Source organism: Amycolatopsis sp. NPDC051371 (assembly GCF_040682155.1).
Taxonomy (GTDB): Bacteria; Actinomycetota; Actinomycetes; order Mycobacteriales; family Pseudonocardiaceae; genus Amycolatopsis.
In genome coordinates this window covers 46,569-66,168 of record NZ_JBFBAG010000040.1, presented here as the reverse complement: position 1 = coordinate 66,168, position 19,600 = coordinate 46,569, and the positions used below count along the sequence as shown (strand labels likewise).

Annotated in this window: 14 protein-coding genes and 1 tRNA gene; 8 read left to right on the top strand and 7 right to left on the bottom strand. The window is 69.1% G+C overall.

All coding sequences use genetic code 11. The features are described 5' to 3' along the window. Positions 1-4: 4 nt before the first annotated feature. The gene (locus AB0M59_RS38270) at positions 5-1,924 is read right to left on the bottom strand and encodes a LamG-like jellyroll fold domain-containing protein (protein WP_364625229.1); all 1,920 of its coding nucleotides are present in this window, start codon (positions 1,922-1,924) and stop codon (positions 5-7) included. 210 nt (positions 1,925-2,134) lie between these two features. After that, positions 2,135-3,022 (bottom strand): LysR substrate-binding domain-containing protein, encoded by an 888-nt coding sequence (locus tag AB0M59_RS38265; protein WP_364625226.1) that lies wholly within the window; start codon positions 3,020-3,022, stop codon positions 2,135-2,137. A 204-nt stretch (positions 3,023-3,226) separates the two neighbouring features. On the opposite strand from AB0M59_RS38265, the gene AB0M59_RS38260 reads away from it, so the two are divergent. The 3 genes from AB0M59_RS38260 (at position 3,227) to AB0M59_RS38250 (ending at position 6,495) form a co-directional block, all read left to right on the top strand. Then, the gene (locus AB0M59_RS38260; protein ID WP_364625223.1) at positions 3,227-3,859 is read left to right on the top strand and encodes an NAD(P)-binding domain-containing protein; all 633 of its coding nucleotides are present in this window, start codon (positions 3,227-3,229) and stop codon (positions 3,857-3,859) included. A gap of 37 nt (positions 3,860-3,896) precedes the next feature. Continuing rightward, complete coding sequence (locus tag AB0M59_RS38255) at positions 3,897-4,832, top strand: SDR family oxidoreductase (RefSeq protein WP_364625221.1); 936 nt, start codon at positions 3,897-3,899, stop codon at positions 4,830-4,832. A gap of 211 nt (positions 4,833-5,043) precedes the next feature. Beyond that, complete coding sequence (locus AB0M59_RS38250) at positions 5,044-6,495, top strand: amidase (RefSeq protein ID WP_364625218.1); 1,452 nt, start codon at positions 5,044-5,046, stop codon at positions 6,493-6,495. Between the two features lie 83 nt (positions 6,496-6,578). Here the strand turns inward: AB0M59_RS38250 and AB0M59_RS38245 are convergent, their stop codons facing one another. The 4 genes from AB0M59_RS38245 to AB0M59_RS38230 all read right to left on the bottom strand — a co-directional run bounded on the left by AB0M59_RS38245 (position 6,579) and on the right by AB0M59_RS38230 (position 13,067). Beyond that, positions 6,579-7,412: a MarR family transcriptional regulator gene (locus tag AB0M59_RS38245; protein ID WP_364625216.1), complete on the bottom strand. Its 834-nt coding sequence runs from the start codon at positions 7,410-7,412 to the stop codon at positions 6,579-6,581. 181 nt (positions 7,413-7,593) lie between these two features. Next, complete coding sequence (locus tag AB0M59_RS38240; RefSeq protein WP_364625213.1) at positions 7,594-8,532, bottom strand: HEAT repeat domain-containing protein; 939 nt, start codon at positions 8,530-8,532, stop codon at positions 7,594-7,596. A 12-nt stretch (positions 8,533-8,544) separates the two neighbouring features. Beyond that, positions 8,545-12,477 (bottom strand): hypothetical protein, encoded by a 3,933-nt coding sequence (locus AB0M59_RS38235; RefSeq protein ID WP_364625210.1) that lies wholly within the window; start codon positions 12,475-12,477, stop codon positions 8,545-8,547. A 296-nt stretch (positions 12,478-12,773) separates the two neighbouring features. After that, complete coding sequence (locus tag AB0M59_RS38230) at positions 12,774-13,067, bottom strand: DUF1330 domain-containing protein (RefSeq protein WP_364625208.1); 294 nt, start codon at positions 13,065-13,067, stop codon at positions 12,774-12,776. Positions 13,068-13,156: 89 nt separating this feature from the next. Between AB0M59_RS38230 and AB0M59_RS38225 the strand changes: the two genes are divergently transcribed. Further along, positions 13,157-13,615, top strand: a complete 459-nt coding sequence (locus tag AB0M59_RS38225) for a MarR family transcriptional regulator (RefSeq protein ID WP_364625205.1) — start codon at positions 13,157-13,159, stop codon at positions 13,613-13,615. Next, entirely contained in the window at positions 13,612-15,033 is a 1,422-nt protein-coding gene (locus tag AB0M59_RS38220; protein WP_364625202.1) for an MFS transporter, read from the top strand. Before AB0M59_RS38225 ends, AB0M59_RS38220 begins: the two co-directional genes overlap by 4 nt. 359 nt (positions 15,034-15,392) lie before the next feature. Here the strand turns inward: AB0M59_RS38220 and AB0M59_RS38215 are convergent. After that, a tRNA-Ala gene (locus AB0M59_RS38215) sits at positions 15,393-15,465 on the bottom strand. A 279-nt stretch (positions 15,466-15,744) separates the two neighbouring features. Between AB0M59_RS38215 and AB0M59_RS38210 the strand changes: the two genes are divergently transcribed. The 3 genes from AB0M59_RS38210 to AB0M59_RS38200 all read left to right on the top strand — a co-directional run bounded on the left by AB0M59_RS38210 (position 15,745) and on the right by AB0M59_RS38200 (position 19,594). Then, positions 15,745-17,931 (top strand): RICIN domain-containing protein, encoded by a 2,187-nt coding sequence (locus AB0M59_RS38210; protein ID WP_364625199.1) that lies wholly within the window; start codon positions 15,745-15,747, stop codon positions 17,929-17,931. A gap of 153 nt (positions 17,932-18,084) precedes the next feature. Then, entirely contained in the window at positions 18,085-18,654 is a 570-nt protein-coding gene (locus AB0M59_RS38205; protein WP_364625196.1) for an HdeD family acid-resistance protein, read from the top strand. A gap of 13 nt (positions 18,655-18,667) precedes the next feature. Next, entirely contained in the window at positions 18,668-19,594 is a 927-nt protein-coding gene (locus tag AB0M59_RS38200; protein WP_364625193.1) for a ribonuclease Z, read from the top strand. Positions 19,595-19,600: the final 6 nt, after the last annotated feature.

Below are 19,600 nucleotides of genomic sequence, written 5' to 3'. Positions count from 1 at the left end.
TGGATCACTGGGTCATGAACTCGTCCGTCCGCAGTGCCCGGTTCACGATCCGGACGTCGCCGATCCAGCCGTGGAACACGTTGTCGAGCACGCCGCCGTATTCGTGGCCGCCGAGGAGCCACGTGAGACCGAGGGAGGCGATGCCGACGGAGTCGGTGAACGGGTTGTCGGCCACCGGGGAGCTTTCGACGTAGACCTTGGTGTGGTGTCCGTCGTTGACGACCGCGATGTGCCACCACTGGTCTTCGGCCAGTCCGTGGCTCCAGTTGGTGGTCGGGTAGGTCTGGCTGAGCGGGTAGCAGTTGAACTGCACCTCACGGCCGTTGTTCGTGGTCATGAGCTGGGCCACCGGCTCTTTCGGGTCGGTGTTCTTGCCGTGCTTGCCCGCGTCGCCGGACGCACCGCGGCGGACCAGGACGGCCATGTTGCCGTTGGTGCCGCCGTCCCAGTCGCGCGGGATCTTCACGAACGTCTCGATGGTGTAGCCGTGCTCGAACGTCTCGGTGTTCAGCGGCGCCCGCGAACCCGTGGCCAGGTACGCGCCGTGCAGCGGGTTCTTGCCGCCCGCGAACCGCAGGCTGGCGTGGCCCGGCTGGTCGGGGTGGTGATCATCGGTCCAGGTCAGGGCGTCGGGGGTAGTGCCGGCGACGGACTGCAGCGTGAGGTCGTTGCCGCGGCCCGACAGGTCGCGCACCTTCTGGCCGGAGGTGACGGAGCTGCCGTTCGCGCCGACGTTGTCGAAGCGCCAGTACGCGAGCGTGCCCGGCACGAGCACCTTGCCGGCCGGACGCGCCGGGCGGACCGGCACGGGGATGAAGCCGGCGAAGCGCTGCTCGAAGTCGAACGGCATCGAGAAGCGGTCGACGGACGTGGTGAGCCGCGACTCCAGCACCTCCATGCGGTTGCGCTTCGCGGGGTCCTTCTCGAGGATCCACGGCGAGATCGTCTCGACGTCGATCGTGTCGCGCTCGAGGTCGAAGTGGTACAGGCGCAGCATGCCGCCACCGCTCATGTACCGGTTCTGGTAGTTCGTGATGTGCAGGTGCACGTCGTTGCCGGCGGCGTTCTTCTTCGTCATGCGGCCCGAGGGCCAGTAGTGGCCGTTGAGCGTGAGGAAGATCTGGTCGTTGTCCTTGATCAGCGAGTCCCACACGGTCTGGCCGTAGCCGGTGATCTCGGCGTTGTTCTCGGCGTCGCCCGACTCGTACGGGTAGACCTCGTCGCCGTAGGTCGGCGCGACGATCTCGTGGCAGGTCAGGATCACCGGCAGCTGCGGGTGCTTCTTGATCACGTCGTTCGCCCACGCGAAGCCCGCGGCCGACGTGCGCCAGTCCATGGCCAGCAGCAGCCACTCGCGCCCGGCGGCGCGGAAGACGTGCGCGGTGTTGTAGCCGCTGGCGTCGGAGCCGAGGAACGACTTCCGGCGGCGGAACCGCTGCGGGCCCATCGTCTGCAGGTACGGCGTGCTGCCGCGCGTGTCGTCCCCGGACACGTCGTGGTTGCCCGCGAGCACGCTGTAGGCGACGTCGGCCGAGTCGGCGATCTTGAACGTCTTGTCCACGGCCTGGAACGACGTGACGTCGGCGTCCTGCGTCAGGTCGCCGAGGTGGGCCAGGAAGACGATGTTGCTGTCCGGTTTGCCGCTGTTCTCGATCACGTACCGCAGCGATGCTTCCTGCGGTTCCGGGTTGATGCTGTTCTGGCTGCCCCAGTAGAGGTACTGGGTGTCCGGCATCACGGCGACGGTGAACTGGCGGCTCTCGCCGTCCGGGTTCCACCGGCCGCCGCCTCTGTTCGCGCTGTTCGCGGTGTCGGCTTCGGCCGGTGCGACGCCGAGCGCACCCAGCGCCGTCGCGCCGACGCCGGCCAACCCCGCGTTGCGCAGGAAGGACCGTCGGTTCGGGCCCGCCTGATTTTCGCGCATGATCTGCCTCATTCGGTTTTCCGGGGAGAATTCTTCAGCGCCCCGGACGCTATTCCCGCCTGCTTGAGCCGACGCGAACACCAGATGACCTGCTCACGTCGGGTGCCTTACGTCGCGTTTTGACAATTTCTGTCTCGCTCCGGAATTCGGCGCGCGCGACCAGCGGCGGTCCTGCACCCGGTGACGGCGGCTCGATGACGCAGCGCGCGATCACTCCACCGGAGCCGCACCCAAGTCGCCGCATTCCGCCGTTATCTCGGCCGTCGCCTGCGCCGCCGTGACGAAGGCGTCGACCAGCGGCGAGGTGCGTGCTGCCGCCACCGCTAGGCACACCTGGTCGGGCGCGAGTTCCGGAATGGGTACGTAGCTGACGTCCGGACGCGAGTAGAACACGGTCTCCGAACGTCCCACGAACGAGATGCCCCGGCCGGCCGCGACGTGCTCGAGCTTCTCCTCCACCCCGCGCACCCGGACCCCTGAGTCGGGGTGCGGGCGCCTGGTGGGCTGCGTGCTCGGGCCGGCGTGCCAGACCAGCGGCTCGCCGGCCAGGTCGGCCTCGGTGACCTCTTCCTTGCCGGCCAGCCGGTGGGCCGCGGGCAGCACCACCATGAGCGGCTCGGTGTACAGCGGAGTCACCCGCAGACCGGTCTCGTCGATCGGCAGCCGCACATAGCCGACGTCGACGCGGCCGTCGAGCAGCATCGAGGCCTGGTCGTCCCACTCCATCCGCTGCACGTCCACGGCCACGTCCGGCTGCCGGGCCTCGAACGCCCGCGCCGCCGGGATGACCGGGATGCCGGTCCGGAAACCGACCACCAGCCGCCGGCTGCCGCGGGCGGCCGCGGACACCCGGCGGCGGACCGCGTCCGCGGAGGCCAGCAGCGGGCCGGTGTCGGCCAGCAGCTGCCGGCCCGCGTCGGTCAGCACCACGCCGTGACTGTCCCTGATGAACAGCGGGGTGCCCAGATCGGTTTCCAGCGCGCGGATCTGCCTGCTGAGCACCGGCTGAGCGATGTGCAGCTCATCGGCGGCGCGGCCGAAGTGCAGCGTGCCGGCGACGGCGGCGAAGTAGCGCACCTTGCGCAGGTCCAGATCCATGGCGCCTCCCGGTCCGGCGATGCCTTCAGGGTATCGCGACGGCTGAAAGAAGTCTTGGACACCCACTCAGGCCGATGGCAACCTGAATAGGTAACCGAATCGGGCCGAAGCGAATTCGGCAGCACATCAGGAATCGAACGCCGACGACACAACTGTCGACGACGGCGTGGCGTCTTTGTTCAGCTCCGGAAAGCAGGCACGGCAATGAGCAGCATCAGTGTTATCGGCGTGGGGAACATGGCCGGCGCTTTGGCCGAACGTGCGCTCGCCGGCGGCAACGCCGTCGAGATCATCGGCCGCGATCAGGCCAAGGCCAAGGATTTGGCCGCCGCACTCGACGGCGCCACTGCCGGGACGGCCGGCGCCACCCCGGCCGGGGACATCGTTGTCCTCGCCGTGCCGTACACGAGCGCGGCGGTGGTGGTCAGCGAGTACGGGGACGCACTGCGCGGCAAGGTCATCATCGACCTCACCAACCCCGTTTCTCCCGATTTCAAGGGCTTTGTCACCCCGGAAGGCAGTTCCGGCGCGCAGGAGATCGCCAAGGCCGCCGCCGCCGGCGCGCCGGTCGTCAAGGCGTTCAACACCCTGTTCTCCCATGTTCTGGCGGCCGGCCCAGTCGAGGGTCGCCCGCTGGACGTGTTCATCGCGGGCGACGACGCGCAGGCGAAGGCAAGCGTGTCGGCGTTCATCGAGAGCATGGGACTGCGCCCGATGGACATCGGGGAACTGCCCATGGCGCGGGCGCTGGAAAACGTCGCCCTGCTGCAACTCGGCCTCGTCTCCCACTCTGTCAAGCACACCAACTTCTTCCTCGGCGTCAACATTCTGAGCTGAGCGCACCCGCACCACACCACTCACAAGGACCAGTAGCATGCGCGTTTTCGTCACTGGCGGGACCGGCCATTCCGGTTCGTACATCGTCCCCGAGCTCATCGCCGCCGGGCACGAGGTCACCGGTCTGGCCCGGTCGGACACGGCCGCGGCGGCGCTGTCCGCGCTCGGCGCGAAGGTGCGTCGCGGCGACCTCCAGGATCTCGACGGGCTCAAGGAGGCGGCCGCGGACTCCGACGGCGTCGTCCACGTCGCGCACCGGCAAGACCTGCTTCCGTCCGGTGGAATCGACGCCGTAGCCGCCGCGGAGCTCCCGATCGTGCTCGCGTACGGCGAGGCACTGGCGGGAACCGGAAAGCCGCTGGTCGCGGCGGGGAGCATCGGCTCACCAGGGAACCTGGGCCGCCCGGCCACCGAGGAGGACCCGGCCCTTCCCGCCGGTGATGAGCACAAGGGCACCCTGCGGGCTCGCAACGTCGTGGAAACCGCCGTGGTCGGCCTCGCCGAGCGGGGAGTGCGGTCTTCGGTCGTGCGGATCGCCACCATCGCGCACAGCACGACCGATCGTGCCGGCTTCCTCCTGCAGCTGATCGCGCTCGCGAAGGAGAAGGGCTTCGCCGGCTACCCCGGAGACGGCGCGAACCTGTGGAACGCCGTGCACATCCGCGACGCCGCCTCCTTGTTCCGCCTGGCGCTGGAGAAGGGTCCGGCCGGCAAGTACTGGCACGCGGTCGGGGACGGGGCCATCCCGCTGCGCGAGATCGCCGAGGCCATCGGCAGCCGTCTGGGCCTGCCCGCCGTGAGCGTTCCCGCGGACGAACTGATGGTGCCGGGATACTTCGGGTTCCTCGCGAACATAGTCACGCGGAACTACCCGGCGTCCACCCTCATCACCCGCCGGACCCTCGGCTGGGAACCCGCTCAGCCCGGCCTGCTCGCCGATTTGGACAACGGCCATTACTTCTCCGCCGGCTGAGGGAATTGAGACATCCATCCCGTTGCACGATGCGGCGTTTCATGGCCGGCGCCGGTGGAGTTGGTCCCCTGTCGGCGCCCTGACCTGCGGTAAGTCGCCTTCGATGGCAGAACGAGTACACGAATTCGCCGGTGAAGGTGGCCCGTCCGGCTTCCCCGTTGCGCGAGTCGGAATTTCGTGTCTTCTGTGGCGCGCCGTTAGCTTCGGATTCATGGAATCGAGCTTTCAGACGGCCGAAGAACTCGTTGCCGCGTTGCGCGCCGGTGCGGTGACCTCGGTGGAACTGACCGACGAGGCGATCGCCCGTATCGAGCGCGACGACGAGGTGATCAACGCGATCTGCGTGCCGGACTTCGACCGTGCGCGGGCGGCCGCACACCGTGCCGACCAGGCACGCGCGCGGGGGGAGGACCGGCCGCTGCTCGGCATTCCGGTGACGGTCAAGGAGTCGTACAACATGGCCGGGCTGCCCACGACCTGGGGGATGCCGCAGCACCGGAACTTCATGCCGGCCGAGGACGCGGTACAGGTGTCGCGACTCAAGGCCGCGGGCGCGGTGGTGCTCGGCAAGACCAATGTGCCGTTGGGGCTGCAAGACATCCAGAGCTTCAACGAGATCTACGGCACCACCACCAACCCGTGGGATCCCGGTCGCACGTCGGGCGGATCCTCCGGCGGGTCGGCGGCGGCCCTGGCGTCCGGGTTCGGCGCGCTGTCGATCGGCTCCGACATCGCCGGCTCGCTGCGCACCCCCGCGCACTTCTGCGGCGTCTACGCGCACAAGCCGACGCTCGGACTGGCGGCCGGCCGCGGCATGGTCGCGCCGTCCGAGCCGGCCTTGCCGACCGACCTCGACCTCGCCGTCGTCGGCCCGATGGCGCGCACCGCCCGCGACCTCACGCTCCTGCTCGACGTCATGGCCGGACCGGACCCGTTGACGCTCGGCTTGGCGCACCGGTCGGCACTGCCACCAGCCCGCCACGAGCGGCTCCGCGACTTCCGGGTCTTGGCCCTCGACGAGCATCCGCTCATCGCGACCGGGTCCGCCGTGCGGGCGGGCGTGAACCGGGTGGCCGCCGCGCTCGTCGACGGAGGCGCCCGCGTCGAACGGCACAGTCCGCTGCTGCCCGATCTGACCGAAGCCGCGACGCTCTACATGCAGTTGCTGATTTCGGGCTCCGTCGCGCGTTTTCCCACCGAATCGCTCGAGCGGCTGCGGACGCGCGTCGCCGGACTGAGCGCGGACGACCAGAGTCTCGACGCGACGCGGCTGCGCGCCATGGTGTTCAGCCACCGCGACTGGCTGGAGGCGAACAACCGCCGCGAGGTCCACCGCCACGGCTGGCGGCAGCTGTTCGCCGAGTTCGACGCGGTGGTGTGCCCGATCACGCCGACGCCCGCGTTCCCGCACGACCACCACCCCAATCCAATGGAACGGCGCATCGACATCGACGGCGTCGAGTACCCGTACTTCGACCAGCTCGTCTGGGCCGGCCTGGCCACCATGCCGGGCCTGCCCGCCACCGCCATCCCCGCGGGCCGGTCCCCCGAGGGCCTGCCGGTCGGAGTGCAGCTCATCGGCCCGGCGTTCGAGGACCGCACTCCGCTGCGGCTGGCCGAACTGCTCGAGCCGAAGACCGGCGGCTTCCAAGCACCGAAGTAGGGCGCACGGGGCGGGGACGGGCGTTGTCGAAACTCCCGTCCCTGCCGACCCGCGTTTGTCGGCATGAGCGCGCGTGTCGACTGCTACATCGGGAATACCGCCCGGAGGGCAGCCGAGATCGGTTCGAGGTCGGCGACGAGACGGTCGAGGTCCCCGGGGCTCAGGGCGTTGTACGGCGCCTCCGCGAGCCGGTCGGTCAGCGCTTCGACTCGTTCCTTCGTGGCTCGCCCGGCGGCGGTGAGCCAGCCGTCGGTCCCGACGAGACCGCGGGCGCGCATGCCGTCGATGACCGCGTTCAGCTGCGCGGCGGGGAGGTGCCAGACCCGGCCGAAGTCCTTCGCGGGCATACCGACGGACAAGGCGTGGAGCACGTGGGCTTCCGTCCCGCCGACGCCCTCGGCCAGCAACGCGACGGTGTGGCCGTCGCCGCGGTGCTCGCGCAGCAGGGTGGCCGCGTGCCAAAGCCGCGCCACCGGCTCGTGCGGTGCCGGGAGCGCGCGCAGGGCGGCGTAGACGGCGCGTCCTTCCACAGGTGCGCTGGTCGCCGCCTTCAACAGCAGGTCGCCGGCGCGAGCGACGCCGGGGTCGTCGGCGAGTTCGCCGAGGATCCGCCGCATGCCCGCGACGCACCCCCGCTCGCGGGCGGCCAGCGCCGCTTCGGGTGTGGTCAGATCCCAGACCCGCGGGATGTGGCGTGCCACCTCGCCGGGGGCGAAGTTGTAGAAGACGGCGTGGACCACCTCGGCCGGCACCGCCCGGCCGAACGGCGCGGCCCGTCCGGCGAAGTAGACGTCCCACGGGTTGCGCAGGCCCAGCGCCATCAAGGCCTCGTCCGACTCGTCGGCGAAGTACGGCACCAGGCCGAGGGGCTCGACCAGGTCGTACATGCGGCGGGCGACGGGCTCCGGGTGCGACATCTCATCCCCTGTGGGTACTGGCGGCGCCCTCGTGGTGGCCGCTCATCTACTCCACGAACGGCTCACCCCCGATCCGACACCCATTGAGACACATCGTGCTTGATACAGAACGCCTTACGCTGATGAGCGGACAGTCACGACCACAGAACGGCACTTGCGGATCACCTCGGTTGCCGATGCGTCAGTCGGTGAGCATTGCGAGCGCTGCCTCGATGTCCGCGCGTTCGTCACCTGTAGCGGACCGGAGCATCTCGCGCAACGGCTCGATCGCGCGGCGGACGCCGAGCCGGCCCGCGGCCCTGACCGCACGCGGATCCTTGTCGAGGCGCAGAAGGATCAGATTGTGCACCAGGAGTAACGCCGGGGCGGGCAGGTCGAGCAGCCCGGCGATCGGGAAGTCCGGCTCGTCGCCTTCGATGCTCTGGTCGAAGCTGGACAGCGGCTCCTCGTCCCGGTCGACGCGCGACGTCAGGCCCAGGTCTCCGGCGGTCTCACCAGCGTCGATCCGGGCCAGGATCTCGCGTAGCTGGTCCCCTGCCTCCTGCCGCACGGAACGCAGGGTCGACATCATCCGTCCGGCGATGCCCAGCAGGGCATCGCCGCCGCTCGTGACGCGGTCACCCAGGCCCCACGCGGTGAGCACCGCGTCGACGGCCGCGGCGCGGACGATCGGGTGCGGGTCGAAAAGTGCCACCTCCCACAACAAAGTCTTGTCCGGCTCGAGAAACTCGGCCAGCAACCGGACGGCTTCGTCACGCTCGTCCACACGCTCGGTCGGGTTGCGCAGCATGGCGACCAGGGCGGCCCGGCCCGACTCGTTTCCCAGTCGCAGCAGCGCTCTCGCGGCGAACACCCGCATCAACGGCGCCGTCGATTCGGTGGCCGACCTGACCAACGCGGGAATGGCACGCACACAGCCGAACTCGGCCAGCGCGACCGCCGCCCGGCCGTCGTCCTGCTCGACCTTGGAGATGAGAATGTCCTCCGCCGCGATCCGTTCCTCGCCCTCCAGCAAAGGCAGGAGCCGGACGCCGGGAAGGTCGTCGATCTCGTCACGCCGAAACCGCAGCGGGGCGTTCACCCCGGCCTTGAATCGCTTGAACAAGGAGGATTCTGCCATCGTGGGTCATCCTCACCGTTGCGGTTCCTTGCCGGGCGGCGCTTGTTTGTCTCTCTGCTTCTTGTCGAAGCGGGCCTTGGCGACCTGCGTGGCCTCTTTGAGGCCGGACTCGTCCAGCTCCTGTTGCTTGCCCTTGGCCAGTTCGTCGCCGTCTCGCGTGAGCTCTCGCCAGTATCGCGGCACCGCGCTGTCCAGTATCCGCCGGGGGTCGTCGCCCCACGCCATGCCGTGGAACTTCAGCGTGATCTCGCGGCCCGACACCTTCTGGACTTCCCTCACCGCCTCGAGTTCGACTCTGACCATGATCGAATTCGGCTTCCAGAGGCGCATGAACAGGTGGATCACCTTGCGGAGTCTTCCGGCGTACCGCGCGGAGAGCTTCGCCCACAGCGGCCGGACCCTCTCCCACTCGTCGAGGAAGGTCAGCCCCTCGGTCACCGCGTAGAACTCCTGCTTTTCGAGCGTGGTGAACCCGCGGCTGGCGGCGTAGTCGGCCAGGTCGACGCCTTCCGACCACAGTGCGCCCTTTCCCGGCGGAATGCGCAAATTCACCAGCAGCACGTCGGCGACGGCGTCGAAGTTCCCATCGTCGCGGGTGCGGAAACCCTCGATGACGCGGAACCACAGCTCCCGTGCCTCCGTCACCGAGAGCCCGAACTTCTCGCTGCCGTTCATCCACTTTCCGTACTCGGGGTGCTCGAGTGGCACCTCCAGGTTGGCGTCGGTGAGCTCGACGAACTTGTAGATCATCCGCCCTCGCGTGGTGGGCTCGGCCTCGAGCTTGCCCGCGGCCACCCACGCATCGGCGTACTTCCGCGCCTGCGTCACGCCGAGCCCCAGCAGCTTCGCCAGCCCCGGCACGTGAACCTTCTTCGGCCCCACGATGTCCGTGAGGGCGAACGCCCGGTTGCCCTTTTCCTTGTACTCCTCCTTCGCGATGCGCAGATACCGGTCCTGCGCCAGGTGATCGAACGTCGCACGCGGGTTGAGCACCCCGGTGAACTCGTACAGCACCTTGTCGCCGGGGCCGGGGCGCGTGACCACGGTCAGCACGGTCAGACGGTGGCGAGCACGGATCCCTGGGAGCCCGCGCCGCACGGCGTCTTCGTCACCGAGCCGGTCGGCCAGCCTCGCGGCCTCGTGCAGCGCGGACATCAACACGCGCTTCTGACGATCGGCCGGCTCGTCCTTCTTCTTCGGGTCCTTGGCAGGTTGCCTGTCGCGGTCCTTGGCACGCTGTTTGTCGCGGTCTTTGGTGCGCTGTTCGTCGCGACGGCCAGGTCCGCGCCGGTCGGCCGGTCGCCTGGCCGGACGACGCCCGGCGGCCCGGCGTGGCACGCGACCGGTGACCGGCACGCGCCGCTCGCCGGGCTCGTCGGGTTTCCCGGATTCCCCGCGCTTCTCGGGTTTCGGCCTGACCTTGCCCCACAGCTTCTTGACCAGCCCGACGATCTTGTCGACCACCTTGGCGATGGCGCGCTCCACCGTGCGGCCCAGTTTGTGGAAGATCTGCTTGACCTTGCCGGGAATCCCACCGAGGCCTAGAAGTGCGGCCAACGCGCCGATGAGTACGGGAACGGCCTTCGCCAGGGCGTTCTCCACCGCCGACGCCGCGCTTCCGGTGTTGCCTCTCGCGATCGCGATCACGGCGTCGAGGACCGCGTTGACGAAGTCGATGATCAGGCGGGCCTGGGTCACGATGAACACCACGATGTCGATGATCATCTTGCAGGCGCGGATGAACGCCGAGGCGGGGTTGAACAGCGACGCGATCAGTTTGACGCCCGCGATGATCACCGTCGGCAGCAGGAAGTCGACCAGGTTCTTGACCAGGTCGTGCTTCAGGTCGCCGACCATGCCCTTCAGGTCGGGCCACAGGCCGGCCACGCCGTGTCGCTTCGCGGCGACGACCAGCGGGACCGTGGTTTCGGCCGCCGCCACGGCTTTCTCGGGGACCTTGCGGACGAGGCGGGCGCGGATGGCGGGCCACGACAACCCGAGCATCGACGCCAGCATCACGAGAATGCCGAGGACGTCGAAGGTGGCGGGCAGCTGGACGCCCGTGGTGGCGCCGGTGCCGAGCAGCCACGCCAGCACACCCTGCGCGAGGTGACGGCCCGCGTTCTTGGCGAACGCCTTCAGCCCGCCGCCGACCCCCGTCACGAGGTTGCCGAGGAAACCGATCGGGTCGCTCAGGATCGCGCCGATCGCCGACGCCGCCTTGCGGAGCACTCCGAGCAGCAGCCGGCCCAGCTCCTTGATCGTCTCGATGACGTCACCGACGGCCTCGACCGCCTTGGTCACCAGGCCCTTGTTCTTCTCCTTCTCCGCCGTGATCTCCCCGTCGACCGACTTCACCGCGTCGACGTACCGGGTGGCCAGGGTGTCGACCAGGTCGCCGGCCTTGTCGTCGACCGTGTCCGTCAGCTCGTCGAACCTGCCGTCGAACTCCGTCGCCGCCTCGCGGCCGATCGTCCGCAGATCCGCGGGCAGCTTGTCCAGCGCGTCCCGCATCTCCTTGCGGCCTGAGGCGATGCGGTCCTTGGCGCGGCGCAACTCCCGGGCGATCGTGTCGGCGATGCCGGAGATCACCTGCTCCATCGCCGTCAGGTAGTGGTCCTTCGCCCGCACGTAGATCTGGTTTGCCTCCTGCGGGAGGTCACCGAACTGGTCGGCCACCCAGCGGGCCGGGCCCAGCGGCGGGGCGTACCGCTCGTGCTTGTACCGCCACATGCCGAGCTTGTGTTCCTTGGTGAACCGGTCGCGCGCGTTCTTCTCGCCGAACGTGAACTGGTGGTCGACCATCTTGTCCAGATTGGACAGTATTTTCTCGACGTCACCCTTGGTCCGGTCGAACACCGACTGCAGCAATGCGGTGACCTGGCCGCGTTTGTCCTCGTCATGGCCCTTGGCGCCGGTCTTGCCCGTGCCCACCTGCCTGCCGGTCGCCACGCGGACGTCGTGCATGCCGGTCATCGCGGCCGTCCCCTTGACCGCCGCGGTGTCCTTGACCCGCTTGAGCTCGCGGGACTCGCCGGCACGCAGCCGCTTGGGTGCGACGGCCGAGTGGTCGTCCATCGCCTTCTTGTCCTGGACCGCCTTGCCGAAGGACGGCTCGCGCGAGTTCTCGAACGACAGCTGCTGCTCGGTGACCTGCGCCGCCGCCATCTGGTCGTCGACCTGCGCCGGGCCTGCCGACATGTCCGTGGCGGACGGGGGAAGCACGTCCGGCGCGGCCAGGCTCGGGTTGGGCGCGCCGGGTTTTCCGGGCACCCGGTCCGGGGTCAGCGGCACGACCGCCTTGCCGTCCGGCGCCGGTTGCGGCACCTGCGCCGTCGTGTTCGCGATGTCCCGCGCCGAGGTCTCCTTTCCCGCGCTGACCTTGCCCTGGACCTCGGTCTTCACTTCCTCGGCCTTGCCGGAGTCGCCGAACTTGTCCGCCTCGTCGAGGTTCTTCGGTGCACGCTCGGCAACCGCGTCCTTCACCGCCTTGACGAACGCGGCCTTGTCGAACTCCTTGGGCTGGGCGGAGTCCATGTCCTCGGCGCGCGCCGCCTTGCCGCGTGCCTCCCGGTCGTCAGCCGGTGGCACCGCCGCCGCCTGTGCCGCACCGGCCTCGGCCGTGGCAGGCGGGTGGCTTCTGCTGACCGCCTTCTTCTTGGTGGCGACGTCCTTGGTCAGCGCCTGGAACTTCGGGTCCGTTGTTGGTGACCGCGGCCCGGCCGCCTCCTTCTTGGGAGCCTCGTCCTTCTCGGGCCGCTTCGCCGCCGTCGGCTCCCCGACAACAGGGGGCGCCGCGGCCTTGGCTTGGGCCGGCGGTTTCCGCTCAGGAGTGGTCGCGACGGCCTTGCTCACCACGGCCTGGTTGCCGACGAGGTTCTGCCCGGCCAGAAGCACCTCCACTGACCAGCCAGGCAGCCCGCCCATGGCCGCCGCGTTGCTCACCGGCGTCCGCGTACGGACCACCTCAGCCGGGGCCGGGTGCGTGTCCGGCGTCTGCGTGACGTTCCGCGTGGTCGGCCGTGGCGCAAGCATCTTCGCGGGAACAGGCATGTGGTCGCGTACCCCCTGAGGACGCGTGTTCGACACATCCTGGCAGAACCCCGTCGCGATCGCGCCGCCCGAGCGTCACCGGGCCGTCACCGTTGCCCCGACGAGGCACACGGCAGATGGATGCAGGATGCGCCCCTGGTCATCGAAGCCTTCTGTGACGGGCGCTCAACGATGGCCGAGCCCGTCGGTCAGTCGATGCCTTCGATGATGCGGAAGTCGCGCTCGACGCCGTCCGGGAGGGCCACCAGCGCCTTCTGGTACGCCTCGCTCTCGTATGCCGCGACGGCCTGTTCGAAGCTGTCGAACTCGATCAGAACGACGCGTTGCGTGATTCCGGCTTCGTGGGCGACGACTCGGCCGTCGCGGGCCAGGACCCGCCCGCCTCCGGCTTGGACGGCCGGACGGGCCAGCTTGTTGTAGGCAGTCAGCCTCTCCATGTCGGAAATGGCGGGGTAGACACTGACCCAGTAGCCCTTTGCCACGGAAACCTCCTGTGTTCGGCCGGACACGTCAGCGGTGTTCGGGGCGAGAGATACATAAAGCATTCATATAAATATTGTATGCTTCACCCATGAGCCGTCAAGGTGCCACTCGTGGCGCTTCCGCTGCGATCGGGTCGGCCCTCTACGGGCTGGCCACCAGGGCTGTGAGACGCCTTCCGCGCGATATGAGCATCACGTCCGCCGCCACCCTGGCCACCCTGCACAGGTCCGGCCCGCGGCGCATCACCGATCTGGCCGTGATCGAGGGTGTCACCCAGCCCGCGATGACCGTGCTGGTCCGGGTGATGGAGGAGTCCGGACTGGTCGAGCGGAGAGGCGACGCGTCCGACAAGCGGGTCACGGTGGTGTGGCTGACCGAGGCCGGCGCGTCGTACGTTCGGACACGGCACCAGGCGGGCGTCGATGCGTTCGCGCGGCTGATCGACGAACTCGCCGACGACGAGGTCGAGGCCCTGGTGGCGGCGCTTCCGGCGCTGGCGCACCTGGCAGAGCTCGAAAGCCAGGACCGAGAAGGGCCGAAGCGGTGACGGAGCGCTCCGAGGCGCGGCTGCTGGTCCCCGCCCTGATGTTCATCGCCCTGGTCGTGGCGGCGATCGCCAGCCTCGGGACGCCGCTGATCACCAGTGTGGCGACCACGTTCCACGTCTCGCTCGACAGCGCGCAGTGGACGCTGACCATCGCACTGCTGAGCGGCGCCGTCGCCACGCCCGTCCTCGGCCGGCTCGGAGCCGGCCCGCACCGACGGGCCACGATCCTCGCCACGCTGGCGATCGTCGTCGCCGGCAGTGCGCTCACCGTGCTGCCGCTGCCGTTCGCGTGGCTGCTCATCGGCAGGGCGGCCCAGGGCGTCGGGCTCGGTCTGACGGCGCTGATGATGGGCGTGGCCCGGGATCATCTTCCCGAGGAGCGCAGCACGGCGACGATCGCTCTGATCTCGGTGGTCTCGATCATCGGCGCCGGCGTCGGCTACCCGCTCACCGCCCTGCTCGCCGAGATCGGCGGCGTGCAGGCCGCCTACGGCTTCGGTCTGTTCGTCACCGCGGTCGCCTTCCTGACCGCTTGGCGTTCCATACCCGCGGCTCCCGAAGGCCGCTCCGCTCACGTGAACGTGGCGGGCGCGCTCGCCCTGGCGGGCGGACTGTTCCTCGTCCTGTTCCTCGCCGGCCAGAGGAGCCTGTGGAGCCGTCACCTCGCTGTGGCGGTGGTCCTCGCCGTCGCCGCCGTGCTCCTGCTCTGCGTCTGGACCGCCTCCGAGCTGCGCAGCAAGACGCCCCTGGTCGATGTCCGGGCGGTACGGCACCCGGCGGTCGCCGGAGCGAACATCGCCATGTTCGTCGGCGGGAGCGGCATGTACCTCCTGCTCACGCTCATCACGCGGTACGCGCAGACGCCGCACAGCGCCGGCTACGGCTTCGGACTGACGACCTTCGTCGCCGGGCTGGTCCTCGTCCCGTTCTCGGTGCTGGGGTTCGTCGCCGGCAAACTCACGCCCCGGATTCGGACGCGGATCGACGGCCCCCTGCTCCTGGCCGGCAGCGCCGCCATCGTCGGCGGCGGGTTCATCCTGTTCGCCACCGCCCGGTCCAACCTGGCCGAACTGCTCGCGGCCATGGGCGTGCTCGGCTTCGGCGTCGGCAGCTTCTCAGCCGCAATGCCCGGCGTCATCCTGGCAGTCACCCCCAAGAGCGAGACGTCGAGCGCGATGAGCTTCAACTACGTCGTCCGCAGCGTCGGGTACGCCCTGGGCAGCGCGATAGGCGGCCTGGTCCTGGCCACCGGCACCGGTCATCTCTTCCCGAACGACCACGCCTACACCACCGCAGCGCTGGTCGGCATCGCCGCGATGGCGGTCACGACACTGGCCGGCCTCGCTCTCGCCCGCCAACGCCCGCCCGAGATCAACCCCACGGTCAGCGTGCGGAGCCAAGGCCGGTCGAGCCGATGACCGGCTCGCCGGAAGGGCAGCGGCCCCGCCGCCCTGGTCGGCGCTGAGGGGCCGATCGACGGCGCCAATGGCCTGCTGAGACGAGAGAAGCAGGTGGACCACGACTCGGCCGGCAGCATGCGCGGCCGTGCCTCAACCATGCCGGAACGAAACACGGGCACAGAGCATGGGACTGCTTACCCTCAGCGCGATGTCTCCGCTGCGGGTCTGTTGAACCGTCGACGGCCGCATCGTCGACTCTCAGGTCGGCCAGGGCGTGCAAGCACGCCGTAGTAGACGGTCACGGAAGATCGAATCCGGAACGCAGAAAACCCCTCCGACCAGCCCGAAAGACTGAAACGAAGAGGTTCCTTACGATGTGGAGCTAAGGGGACTCGAACCCCTGACCCCCTCACTGCCAGTGAGGTGCGCTACCAGCTGCGCCATAGCCCCGAGGCGAAGGTGAACTCCGCATCTCGTATGGCCATACGCTACACGACCCCCGAACAGGCCCCGTGAAGGGGGTGCCTCGACAACCCCCAACCCGCCGACCTGCGTTTTTACACCTTATTTTTAGTCGTGTATTGACCTCGTGGTGTGGCCGCCGTTACATTTTGGCCCGGTTGTGACGCCGAGGTCCCCGCCCGTTACGCCGCGTCTACCCCTAGACCGGGCACGCCTCTGCCGTTTCCTGCTCTACGGACGCCGCGAAACGCGGCAGAGGAGGTTTCGATGAAGACGAGACGGCGGGTGATGGTGCTGCTCTCTGCGGCATCCGCCCTGGTCGCCGGCATGGTGACCACGAGTCAAGCGCAAGCCGCGGTCACCCCGGACGGCTGGTACACCGTGGCCGCCGTCAACAGCGGGAAGTGCGTCGACGCGCGGGCCGCCGGGACGGCCAACGGCACCGTTGTGCAGCAGTACTCCTGCAACCAGACCGCGTCGCAGGAGTGGCAGTTCCAGTCCACGGGCGAGGGCTACTTCCGGGTGAACACCCGCGGCAACCCCGCCGCGGCCTGGGACGTCACCGGTGTCTCCACCGCCGACGGCGGGCTCGTGCAGCTCTGGTCCTACTCGAACGGCGCCAACCAGCAGTGGCAGGCCGTCGACGAAGGCAACGGGCGCTACCACTTCGTCAGCCGCAACAGCGGGAAGTGCCTCGACGTCCCCGGCGCCTCCGCCGCCGACTCGGTGCAGCTCCAGCAGTACGCCTGCAACGGCACCACCGCCCAGTCGTTCATCCTGAACCCCGTGAACACGACGCAGCCCGGTCAGCCGGACTTCGGCCCGAACGTGGTGATCTTCGACCCGTCGATGTCGAGCTCCAGCATCCAGAGCCGGCTCAACAGCATCTTCAGCCAGCAGGAACGCAACCAGTTCGGCAGCCAGCGCTACGCCGTGATGTTCAAGCCCGGCACGTACTCCAACGACGTCAACGTCGGTTTCTACACGCAGGTGCTGGGCCTCGGCCTGAGCCCCGACGCCGTGTCGATCAACGGCGCCGTGCACGTCGAGGCCGACTGGTTCCCGCCGCAGAACGCGACGCAGAACTTCTGGCGTGGCGCCGAGAACCTGTCCGTCAACCCGACCGGGGGCACGGACCGCTGGGCGGTCAGCCAGGCCGCGCCGTACCGCCGCATGCACGTCCGCGGCGACCTGCAGCTCGACGACGGCGGCTGGGCCAGCGGTGGCTGGATCTCCGACACGAAGGTCGACGGCCAGGTCCGCTCCGGCTCGCAGCAGCAGTGGATCTCGCGCAACTCGCAGTTCGGCAGCTGGTCCGGTTCGAACTGGAACATGGTCTTCGCGGGCGTCCAGGGCGCCCCGGCCAACACCTTCCCGGCCCCGCCGTACACCACGGTCGGCCAGACGCCGGTCGTGCGCGAGAAGCCGTTCCTCTACATCGACAACGCCGGCAACTACCAGGTCTTCGTCCCCGGCGTGAAGACCAACGCGTCCGGCACGAGCTGGGCGAACGGCACCGCGCCCGGCAGCTCCCTCCCCATCGACCAGTTCTACATCGCCAAGCCCGGCGCGAGCGCCGCGGACATGAACGCCGCGCTGGCCGCGGGCAAGAACCTGCTGGTCACGCCGGGTGTCTACCACCTCAACCAGGCGCTGCACGTCACCCGGCCGGACACCGTCGTGCTCGGGCTCGGCATCGCCACGCTGGTGCCGGACAACGGCGTCACCGCGATGAACGTCGACGACGTCGACGGCGTCAAGGTCGCCGGCCTGCTGATCGACGCCGGCACGACCAACTCGAACACCCTGGTGCAGGTCGGCCAGGCCGGCTCGAGCGCCAACCACGAAGCCGACCCGACGTCGCTGCACGACGTGTTCTTCCGGATCGGCGGCCCGGCCGTCGGCAAGGCGACGAACAGCCTGGTGGTGAACAGCAGCAACGTGATCGGCGACCACATGTGGATCTGGCGCGCCGACCACGCCGACAACGGCAACAACGTCGGCTGGGGCACGAACACCGCCGATACGGGGCTCACCGTCAACGGCAACAACGTGACGATGTACGGCCTGTTCGTCGAGCACTACCAGAAGACGCAGGTCGTCTGGAACGGCAACGGCGGCCGGACGTACTTCTTCCAGAACGAGATGCCCTACGACGTGCCGAACCAGGCCGGCTGGATGAACGGGTCGACGAAGGGTTACTCCGCCTACAAGGTGGGCCCGAACGTCACCAGCCACGAGGCGTGGGGGCTGGGCAGCTACTGCTACTTCAGCACCAACCCCTCGGTCGCCAGCGCTCACGCGTTCGAGGCGCCGAACACCCCGGGCGTCAAGTTCCACGACATGGTGACCGTGTCGCTCAACTACCAGGGCACGATCACGCACGTCATCAACAACACGGGTGACACGACCCCGACCGGCACCAAGCCGGTCAACCTGGTCAGCTACCCCTGAGCAACCGGCGTGCGCCGTGGTGGCGGCCGCGGCGCACGCCGGTCCTATGTGTACGGCCACAGTGGACGATGTGGCCCGAACGGGTGGTGAATCGCGCCAACCGGGCGTTTTGCCGCGATACTGGGTGCCCCGGACACCCTGAGGAGCGGCGTCATGACTTCCTTCGCTGCGTTTTCCGTCGTCGAACCCCGCAAGGCCTGGCCGATCGCCGCCGTCCGTGGCGTGTTCGCCGTGCTGTTCGGGCTCTTCGCCCTGATTTGGCCGGGCGCCACCGTGCTCGTGCTGGCGATCCTGTACGGCGTGTACGCGATCGTCGACGGCATCGGTGGCCTGATGCAGGCCTTCCGCCCGGGCGACGCCGGCCACCGCGCCGCCTACGGAATCCTCGGCGCGCTCGGCATCATCGCCGGAATCCTGGTCCTGGTCTGGCCCGGCATCACGGTTCTGCTGCTGGCCCTGCTGGTCGGCCTGTGGGCGATCGTCACCGGCGTCGCCGAGATCGCCGCCGCGATCCGGCTGCGCAAGCAGATCCAAGGCGAGGCGTTCCTCATCGCCGCCGGCGCGCTCTCCGTGATCGCCGGTGTCCTCATCGTGATCAACCCGATCGCCGGCGCGTTCGGCATCGCGCTGCTCGTCGGCATCTACGCGCTGCTCTACGGGATCATGCTGCTGGTGCTGGCCTTCCGGCTGCGCAAACTCGGGGACACCGCCCCCGCCGCTTGAGTAGCGTGCGGGGGTGTCGACCCGCGAACTGGTGGTGCTGGGCACCGCGAGCCAGGTGCCCACGCGCCACCGGAACCAGAACGGCTACTTGCTGAGATGGGACGGCGAGGGCATCCTCTTCGACCCCGGCGAAGGCACCCAGCGCCAGATGCTGCGCGCCGGCGTCGCGGCCACGGACATCACGCGGATCTGCATCACCCACTTCCACGGCGACCACAGCCTCGGCCTGCCCGGGGTGATCCAGCGGCTCTCGCTCGACAAGGTGAAGCACCCGGTCCACGCCCACTTCCCGGCCTCCGGCGCGCACTACTTCGAGCGCATGCGGCACGCGACGTCGTTCTACGAGCAGGCCGACCTGCGTGAACACCCGATCGCCGGGGACGGCCCCATCGCCACCGGGAAGCTCACCCTCGAGGCCCGGCGGCTGAGCCACCCCGTCGAGGCGTTCGGCTACCGCCTGGTCGAGCCGGACGGCCGCACGATGCTCCCCGGAAAGCTGAAGGAACACGGCATCGAAGGGCCGGACGTCGGCAGGATCCAGAGGGAAGGCCGGCTCGGGACCACCAGCCTCGAGGACGTCAGTACCCCCAGGCCCGGCCAGCGGTTCGCGTTCGTCATGGACACCCGCCTCTGCGACGCGGTGTACGCGCTGAGCGAAAAAGCCGACATGCTCGTGATCGAGTCGACGTTCCTCGCCGAGGACACCCACCTCGCCCGCGACTTCGGGCACCTGACCGCGCAGCAGGCGGCCCGCGTCGCGGCCGAGTCCGGCGTCCGGCAGCTCGTTCTGACCCACTTCTCGCAGCGCTACCCCGACCCCGCGCGCTTCCTGGACGAAGCGAAAGCCGAGTTCGACGGCGAGATCGTGGTGGCCGAGGACCTGGAGCGGGTCCAGGTCGCGAAACGCCGGTCCTCCCCAGCGGACCACCGGGCGCCGTAGGCTGCA